The sequence below is a fragment of the Streptomyces sp. NPDC001941 genome (assembly GCF_040296945.1).
Taxonomy (GTDB): Bacteria; Actinomycetota; Actinomycetes; order Streptomycetales; family Streptomycetaceae; genus Streptomyces.
The window spans coordinates 21,376-29,901 of the sequence record NZ_JBEOYE010000101.1 but is presented as its reverse complement, the minus strand read 5'-3'; the positions used below and the strand labels follow the sequence as shown (position 1 = coordinate 29,901).

The window sequence follows — 8,526 nt, the reverse complement described above, 5'->3', positions numbered from 1 at the left end:
GGCGCGGCGGGGGATGGGCGCCCCGGCCCCCGGCGCGCCGTCCGCCCCGGCCGCCTCCAGCGCGGCGGCGAGCCCGGCCACGGTCGGCGCCGCGAAGACGGCCTCGGCCGTCAGGGCGCGCCCGCTCGCCGTGGTCAGCCGGGCGGCGACCCGCAGCGCCCGCAGCGAGTTGCCGCCGATCGCGAAGAAGTCGTCGTGCGCGCCCACCCGGGGGGCGCCGAGCACGTCGGCGAACACGCCCGCGACGCGCCGTTCGGCGTCGGTGCGCGGCGGCGCGTACGGCCCGGCGGGGGCGCGGGTGGGTTCGGGTGCGGGTTCGGGTGTGTCGGCCGGGTGCGGCAGCGGGGGCAGCGGGAGCCGGGAAAGGCGCAGGTCGTCGTGCGCATCCGGGGTGCGTACGAGCGTGTCCGGCTTCGGCCCGTCGTCGTCCGGGGTGCGTACGAGCGCGTCCAGCGTCGTCACGAGCGCGTCCGCCAGCCAGTCGGCGACCTCGGGCTCCAGGGCCCGCGTCCGGTACTCCAGGGTGAGCTCCAGGCCCAGCGGCGCGCCGTCGGGGCCGTACCGGTCGGTCACGTCGACCAGGAGGTCGAAGCGGGCCGCGCCCGTGCGCACCACCTCCACCGGGTCCGCCTGCGCGCCCGGCAGGTCCAGCTCGGCGCGCGCGTTGTTCTGCAGCGCGAGCACCACGTCCGTGAACGGATGGCGCCCCGGCCCGCGCGGCGGGTTGAGCGCCTCGACGACGTCCTCGAACGGCACGTCCTGGTGCGCGAACGCCGCCAGGTCGCCCTCGCGCACCCGCTCCAGGAGTTCGGCCGCCGACGGGTCGCCCGAGGCGTCCGCGCGCAGCGCGAGCAGGTTGACGAAGAACCCGACCGCGTCGTCCGCGCCCCCGCCGCCGCGCCCCGCCACCGGCGCCGCGACCAGCGTGTCCGTACCCGCGCCGGCCCGTACGAGGACGGCCGCCAGCGCGGTGTGCAGCACCATGAACAGCGTCGCGCCGCGCTCCCGGGCCAGGGCGACCAGCCGCGCGTGTCCCCCGGCCCCGGTCCGCCGCACGGTCACGGCGGCGTCGGGCGCGCCGGACCCGCCGGGACCGCCCGGCCCGCGCGGCAGCAGCGGCGCCCGGCTCCCGGCCAACGCCTCGCGCCAGTAGGCGAGTTGCCCGTCCCTGAGCTGGTCGACCCGCTCGCGCCCACGGGCCGAGTGCACGGCGTACGGGGCCTCGGCGGGCGGCAGGGCCTCGCCCCGGTAGGCCCGCGAGAGGTCGCGCAGCAGCGGCGGCAACGACCAGCCGTCGGCGGCGATGTGGTGCAGCGCGAGCAGCAGCCCGTGCTCGTCGGGCCGCTCGCGTACGGTGAACAGGGCGGCCCGCACCGGGAGTTCGGCCGTCAGGTCGAACCGGTGGCGCGCCGCGTCCCGTACCGCCGCGTCCCACGCCGCCTCCGGCACGACGCGGTGGACGAACGGCACCCGCGCGTCGGCCTCCGCCACGACCCGCCGCACCGGCGTGCCGTCGGCCCGCTCCTCGTACACGGTCCGCAGCGCGTCGTGCCGCCGCACCACCGCGTCCAGCGCCCGCCCCAGCGCCCCGGCGTCCACCGCGCCGCGCAGGCGCACGAGCAGCGGCAGCGTGTAGGCGACGCCCGCGTCGGTGCGGTCGAGGAACCACAGGCGCTGCTCGGCGGGGGAGAGCCGGTGGGAGGCCGGCGGCGGGCCCTCCGGTGCGGACGGCCGCCGCCCGGGCGCGGCGGCGAGCACCGCGGCCAGCTTGGCCGGGGTGGACGCCCCGAAGAACGTGCGCACGTCCACCTCGGCGCCCAGCGCGTCCACGATCCGGCCCAGCAGCCGGGCGACGAGGAGCGACTGCCCGCCCAGCGCGAAGAAGTCGTCGTCCGGGCCGACGTCGGGGACCCCGAGCACCCCGGAGAACAGCGCGCACAGCTGCCGCACCAGGGGAGTTCCGGGGTGGTCCGTGGTGTCGGGCAGCGGGTCCGCCGGGCCGCTCCCGACCCCCGGCCCGCCCGACCCCTCGGGCCGCGCGGGCTGCGGCAGCGCGGCCCGGTCCAGCTTGCCGCTGGCCAGCAACGGGAGCGCGTCGAGGACCACGAACGCGCCGGGCACCAGGTGCCCGGGCAGCAGCCGCTCGGCGTGCCGCCGCAGCGGCTCCGGGTCCAGCCGGGCACCCGTGGCGGGCGTGGCGTACGCGACCAGGACGAGCTCACCGGTGGCGTCCGGCCGGGCGAGCACGACGGCCCGGGCGACCCCGGGGTGGCGGGCCAGCGCCGCCTCCACCTCGGCGGGCTCGACCCGGAAGCCGCGCACCTTGACCTGGTCGTCGGTGCGTCCGGCGAACTCCAGGACCCCGTCCCGGCGGCGGCGCGCGAGGTCGCCGGTGCGGTACATGCGGGTGCCGGGCTCCCCGTACGGATCGGGCAGGAAGCGCTCGGCCGTGGCGCCGGGCAGCCCCAGGTAGCCGAGGGCGAGCCCGGCCCCGGCCGCGTACAGCTCACCGGTCTCCCCGTCCGGCACCGGGCGCAGCCGGTCGTCGAGCACGTACGCCCGCTTGCCCGGGAGGGGGCGCCCGATGGGGACGGGGCCGTCCGCGTCGGCGTCGGCGACCGGGTGGACGGTCACGAAGACCATGGCCTCGACGGGCCCGTAGCCGTTGCCGATCCGCAGGCTGGGCCACAGCTCACGGGCCCGGCGCAGGTGCGCGGGGGAGAGCGCCTCGCCGCCCACGAGCACCTCCCGCACCCCGTCCAGGGCGCGCGGGAACTCGTCGACGACCACGTTGAACAGGCTCGCCGACAGGTACGCGGAGGTCACCCGGTGCTCGGCGACCAGCCGGGCGATGACGACCGGGTCGGGGCGCTGGCCCGGGTGCAGCACACAGGTGCCGCCGCCGAGCAGCGGCCCCCACAGCTCCAGCGCGAAGGCGTCCCAGGAGACGGGGGAGGCCTGGAGCCAGACGGAGCCGGGTCCGAAGGAGGCGAAGCCCTGCCCGGTCACGGTCGCGGTGACGGCGCCGTGCGGGGCGACGACGCCCTTGGGCCGCCCGGTGGACCCGGAGGTGAACATGACGCAGGCGACCGACTCGGGCCCCACGACGGGCGGCCGGACTTCCCCGGACCCTGCTTCCACGTGGTCCACCCGGAGGTGCGGGACGTCGAGGCCGACGGGCGGGAGGCCGGACCGGGTGACCACGGCGGCGACTCCGGCGTCGGCGGCCATGGCGCGCAGCCGCTCGGCGGGGAAGGCGGGGTCGAGGACGACGTATCCGCAGCCGGCCTTGAGGACGGCGAGGAGGGCGACGACGAGGTCGGCGGAGCGCTCCAGACGGACGCCGACGAGCCCCCCGGCACGAAGGCCGAGCGCCCGTGCCAACACGTCACTTTCCCGATCGAGTTGACGATAGGTCACCTGCCGCGACCCGTCGACGACGGCGAGGGAGCCGGGGGCTTCGCGGACGCGCTGCCGGAAGGCCTCGTGGACGAGGCGGGAGGTGCCGTGAGAGGGGTCCATGGGGCTCAGCCCTCCTGGTCGGGCAGGAGTACGTCGATGTCGCGCACGGTCCGCCGGGCCAGCCCCCACAGGCCGACGCCGATCCCGCAGAGCCCGGCGATCAGCAGCATGGCCGCCATGCCGCTGCCGGGCTCGTCGCCGAGGAGGGGCCCGAGGACGGTGAAGACCCCGGTGCCGGCGGCGGCCTGGGGCTCGAAGACGTGGTCGGCCAGCGGACCCGAGATGCCGGTGGCGAGCGGTACGGAGATCTGGGACAGGAACACCACCGCGCCGAAGACCCGTCCGTGCCACTCCTGGGGCACCTTGGTCTGCACGACGGCCTGCATGGAGCCGTTGATCATCGGCATGATCAGCGCGCCGACCAGGATGGCCGCGCACCAGCCGACGACGTTCCCGGCGAGGGCCATGGCGACTTGCGCGGACAGGCACATGCCGATGATTCCGGCCATCATGCCGCGGCCGCGGTTGCGCGGGCCGCCCCAGGCGGCCATGAGCAGCCCGCCGGCGATGCCGCCGATGCCGATGGCGGTGTTGACGGCGGCGAGCGCGGCGGAGTCGTTGCCGGTACGGGCCAGGACCATGGGCTGGACGGCGGCGAAGCCGAAGACCATGACGAGGTTGGCGGCGCAGAAGTTGAGCATGAGGTCGCGCAGGCAGGGCTCGCGGAACAGGTAGCGCAGCCCCTGCGCGGCGTCGGCGAGGATCGGCTTGCGCGCACCGCTGCCGGGCTTGTCGCCGTTGAGGCGCACGATCCGGATGGCGACCAGGGCGAGGGCGAAGCTGACGGCGTCGGCGACGATGATGAAGCCGACCCCGGCGAAGGCGATGAGGACGCCGCCCAGCGCGGGCCCGAAGACGTCGGCGGTGCTCTTGGCGCTGGCCAGCAGGCCGTTGGCGCGCTGGAGCTGGTCCTTGCGGACGAGCATGGGCACGGCGGAGGCCATGGCGGGGTACTGGAAGGCGGCGCAGGCGCCGAGGAGGACGACGGCGGGATAGATGGCCCAGGCCTGCAACCCGTAGAGGAAATGCAGCAACCCCAACCCGACCACGACCAACAACCCACCCGCATCGGCCACTTGCAGGGCATTGCGCTTGCGGGAACGGTCGATGAGGGCGCCGGCGACAGGGCTGAGGAGGACCTGGGGGAGCAGGGCGCACAGGGACAGGAGGGTCACGGCGGTGGCCCGCTCGCCCGCGGACCAGGCCTCGATGACGAAGGCGAAGCGGAGTACGGAGTTCCCGACGAGGGAGACGACCTGCCCGCCCCAGACGAGGACGAACGGCCCCATCCCGGCCAGTCGCCGGGGTATCGGGCCTCGTGAGCCCGTGTCGTCCGGCGTGCTTACCGACTTGCGCATGAACCCCGATGTCCCTTCGGTGGCGGTCACCGTGTCTGCCGGTCCGGCGGGCTCGAACTTTCGCACACAAGTCTGGCCTGATCAACCGCCCGAATGATCCCAACGCGGGTCATTCGCATACGAGTTGAGCGACAAGACCAAGCCATTCACGAACCGCTCCCGGGCCACTGTGTCCAGAAGGTCGAGCGAGAGGTAGGGGTTGAGGTCCTCCAGCTCGACGAGGAGCAGCTCGCCCCCGGGGGTACGACAGGCGTCGACGCGCTGGATCCCGTACTCGACGTCGTTCCAGTCGACGAAGCGCTGGGCGAACGCCAGGTCGTCGGCGGTGGGCTCATAGGTACGGAGGTCCCACCGGGCATCGGGGTCGGGGGCGTGCAGGGCGTAGTGGAAGACCCGCCCGACGAAGTAGAAGGACACCTCGTACAGGAACGGCACGAGCGGCTGCACGAGCACCCCACTGCGCGGCTCCCGCCGCAGCAGCTCGTCGCGCGGCAGGACCTCCATCCCGATGGAGTCGGCGCCGAGCAGGGGCTTGACCACGTACTGCTCGACGTCGGGCAGCACGTGTACCGCCTCCCCACCCCCCACAGTCGGAATGACGGGCAACCCCTCCCGGAACATCTCCAGCAGATACTGCTTCCCCCGCATGTCGGCCTTGCCGCTCAACTGGTTGAACACGCGTACGCCACGCCGCAGGGCCTCCCCCCGAAAGGCGTCGTACGCCTCCTGGTAGTGGATGACGGGCCCGCTGTTGCGCACCACGACCACGTCGAACCCGTCCATGAGGGACAGGGCGTCCAGCGGATGGCACAGCGCGACGTCGAAGTGCTCCCGCAGCCGGGAGGTCAGCCAGATGTCCTCATCGCAGTACCGCCGCCCGCGCGCCTGATAGGAAAGATCACTGACGAACAACACCTTGGCCACGGGGGCACCTCGCGCACTCGGGTCCAGAACACGAACCGGCCGAGGCCACCCGCCCCGACCACCCCCGGGACCTCTGCCGACACCGGGGGCCTCATCCAACCAAGGGGCGTTGACCAGGGTCAAAGGACTTCCACGAGCGCGTGCCACGACGCCCACCCCGCCGACACCCCAAGATCATCACGCCATTACAACGTGATCACTGGCAAACGACTGCTCCTGGCAGCTCCCGCCCGCACATACGCGAAGACCCCGGCCTCAGCGTTTCCGCTGGTGACGGGGTCTTTGGGCACCTAAATCAAGGTGCCCCCGGCAGGATTCGAACCTGCGCACACGGCTCCGGAGAGAACGCGCCGATCAGCGCCAGAACCCCGGTTGACCTGCGGCGGAGGCTTTCCCGGGCGCGGCTGGCACCGTGGCGTGTCGGAGGTGTGTCGCGGGGGTGCGCCCTCCGCCCCGGAGGGGGCTTCAACCCCGCCCGGTTGGTGCGGGCGGGGTTGCCGTGATCATCGACCGTGGGCTACTTCTCGGCGTCGCTCAGAACTCGAAGTGGGTTCTGCGGCAGCCGCACGTCTCCGGCCGGCCGTTGGGCGAGCCAGCCGGAGAGCCGGTGCGACGGGCTCTCCGTGCGCACATGCTTGAAGCCGAGTCGCTCGTAGTACGAGTGCAGCCCCACGTTCGTGCGCCACGTGTCGATGCGCACCCACGATCGCCCCTCCAGTGCGGCCAGGCGAGACATCCAGTCGATCACCCGCGTTCCAAGATCGCGCCCGGACGCGGCGCGGGCCACGATCAACTTGTAGAGGTAGAGGGCGGTTTCCGGCTCGTCGCCATCAGCCCAGAAGTCGCGGTCAACGGGCCCACGACTCACCGTGGCGAGAACGTCGCTGCTGGAGTCGACGACGACCCATGCCCGGCCCTCGTCGATGCTGGCTCGCCACTTGGACAGGGCGCGTTCCCCGGTCTCGGGATCGCTCCACTGGTCGGTGCCCTTGGTCTGTAGCCACTGCTCCGCTTCGGTGCGCAGGGCCATCAGGGCGGGCACGTCGTGCATGCCTGCCGGGCGGAGGAACTCATCAGTCGGTGTCGACTTCATAGCGGATCTTGTGCCTGTCTCCGGGGAGGATCGTGACCATGCAGCGCAGGGGCTTTCCCTCTGCGTCGTACCCGGTCCTGGTGTGCTCCGCCACGGGCGTCGCGGCGGGTAGTGCGAGAACTTCGGCTTCCTGAAGAGTCGGCATGCGAACGGAGATCTCGTCCAGGTACTTCGCTTGGATGAGCCCCACGGAGGCCAGGACACCGCCGGGGGCGGACACGTCGCGCGGTTCCATCAGCGGCGTTCCTGTCACCAACTCTTGCGGGAAGTAGGAGTCGGCGAGCGCATAAGGGCGGTTGTCGACGTACCGGATGCGCTTGCGTGCTACGGCCAGACCGTCGTCCGGCAGCTCCAAGGACTCCCGTACGTGTGGTGGCGGTACCACGATGGACACGGTGATCTCTTGGCGTGGGGTCTTACCTTCCTCTGCGACGGCTGACGCCCACTGGTCGCCGGCGGTCTGCCCCTCGACTGCTGTCTCGTGCCGACTGCGGCTTTCCAAGGTCGTCCAGTTCCACACGACGGGCGGGTAGTCCTCGCGGACGAACTTGCCGGTGCCGTGCCCGGTGACCACAAGCCCTTCCTCAACGAGGAGCCGGACCCCCGACCGGATCGTCTCTCGGCTGTAGCCGTACTGGGCCATCATCTTCGACTCGCTCGGGAGGGCTGCTCCGCCGGGGAGGGCGCCCGAACCGATCTGTTCTCGCAGGTCGTAGGCGATTTCTTGTGCCTTGGTCATGCCACGACGCATCGGCTTCCTTTCGCGATCACTTCGACTCCTCCATACAAGTTAGACGAGAGGGGTTGACTCTCCAACCCAAGGTCGGGCAATCTCATGGAGCGCCACTCCTCCAGACAAGTTGGAGTGGGTGGGTGTGTACGGAGTACTTTGCAGCGCCCGGAGGTCCCGTTCGTTCGGGAGCCATTGGCTACCGCGCCTTCCGGATCGTGACTGCTAGTCCTTGACAACTGAATCGCGCGTGATCAATCGACGGGGTGGAAGTCCTCGTCCCCGCAACGGCCCGGGTGACGGCCACGGCGGCCACTTCCTTGGCGTGCCAGCTCTGGAGAACAGGCCCGGGGATCAACCCTCCTTTCCGGGAGGTCAACCCCGTGCCTGCCACCTGGTGCGCGCCGCCCTGCTGGCGTCAGAGCAGTGACCATGACGCGCCGATTCCGACTCGGGTCCGGCACTCCGTGGCAACGGGGTGCCGGTGAAGTCGGCCGGTTGCCTCCCTCGCCCGTCTCGTACGGGCGGGGTTGAGGGGAGCCGGGTGTTCCGACTCGTACGGCGCGCGCCCCCGGAGTGGCGACTCCGGGGGCGCTGGTGAGCCGTCCACCTGCTAGGGAGAACACGACTCATGAGGATCATCGTTGCACGTCAGAGCACTGTTACGGCGCCGGATGTCGAGCGTGAGCCGACGGACGCCGAGCTGGATGCTCTGGTTCTGGAGGAACCGCTGATCGCGGCCGGTCTGGAGTTGCTGGACGCGGAGATCGCGGTGTTGGACCGGATGCTGAGCGAGCTGGACCAGCGCCGGCTGCGCCGGGCGAGGCGGCGGGTACTGGCGGCCCGCCGGGCCCTGGCCAACCAGACCGCCACGACTGCCGAGTTGGGGGCGTGAGCGG

The 8,526-nt window shown here is 72.5% G+C and carries 6 protein-coding genes; 1 reads left to right on the top strand and 5 read right to left on the bottom strand.

Annotated elements, in window-relative coordinates:
• The 5 genes from ABT160_RS39340 to ABT160_RS39320 all read right to left on the bottom strand — a co-directional run.
• Window positions 1-3,522, bottom strand: a 3,522-nt coding sequence (locus ABT160_RS39340) for a non-ribosomal peptide synthetase (protein ID WP_351653366.1), incomplete at its 3' end; no start/stop codon positions are given.
• Window positions 3,523-3,527: 5 nt separating this feature from the next.
• Window positions 3,528-4,880 carry an MFS transporter gene (locus ABT160_RS39335; protein WP_351653364.1) on the bottom strand — a complete coding sequence of 451 codons (1,353 nt, stop codon included), beginning with the start codon at window positions 4,878-4,880 and terminating at the stop codon, window positions 3,528-3,530.
• Between the two features lie 81 nt (window positions 4,881-4,961).
• The gene (locus ABT160_RS39330; RefSeq protein WP_351653362.1) at window positions 4,962-5,804 is read right to left on the bottom strand and encodes an ATP-grasp domain-containing protein; all 843 of its coding nucleotides are present in this window, start codon (window positions 5,802-5,804) and stop codon (window positions 4,962-4,964) included.
• A gap of 517 nt (window positions 5,805-6,321) precedes the next feature.
• Entirely contained in the window at window positions 6,322-6,897 is a 576-nt protein-coding gene (locus tag ABT160_RS39325; RefSeq protein WP_351653361.1) for a GNAT family N-acetyltransferase, read from the bottom strand.
• Entirely contained in the window at window positions 6,878-7,636 is a 759-nt protein-coding gene (locus ABT160_RS39320) for a GntR family transcriptional regulator (RefSeq protein WP_351653359.1), read from the bottom strand. Before ABT160_RS39320 ends, ABT160_RS39325 begins: the two co-directional genes overlap by 20 nt.
• Window positions 7,637-8,258: 622 nt before the next feature.
• On the opposite strand from ABT160_RS39320, the gene ABT160_RS39315 reads away from it, so the two are divergent.
• The gene (locus ABT160_RS39315; RefSeq protein WP_351653357.1) at window positions 8,259-8,522 is read left to right on the top strand and encodes a DUF6284 family protein; all 264 of its coding nucleotides are present in this window, start codon (window positions 8,259-8,261) and stop codon (window positions 8,520-8,522) included.
• The last annotated feature ends 4 nt before the right edge of the window (window positions 8,523-8,526 follow it).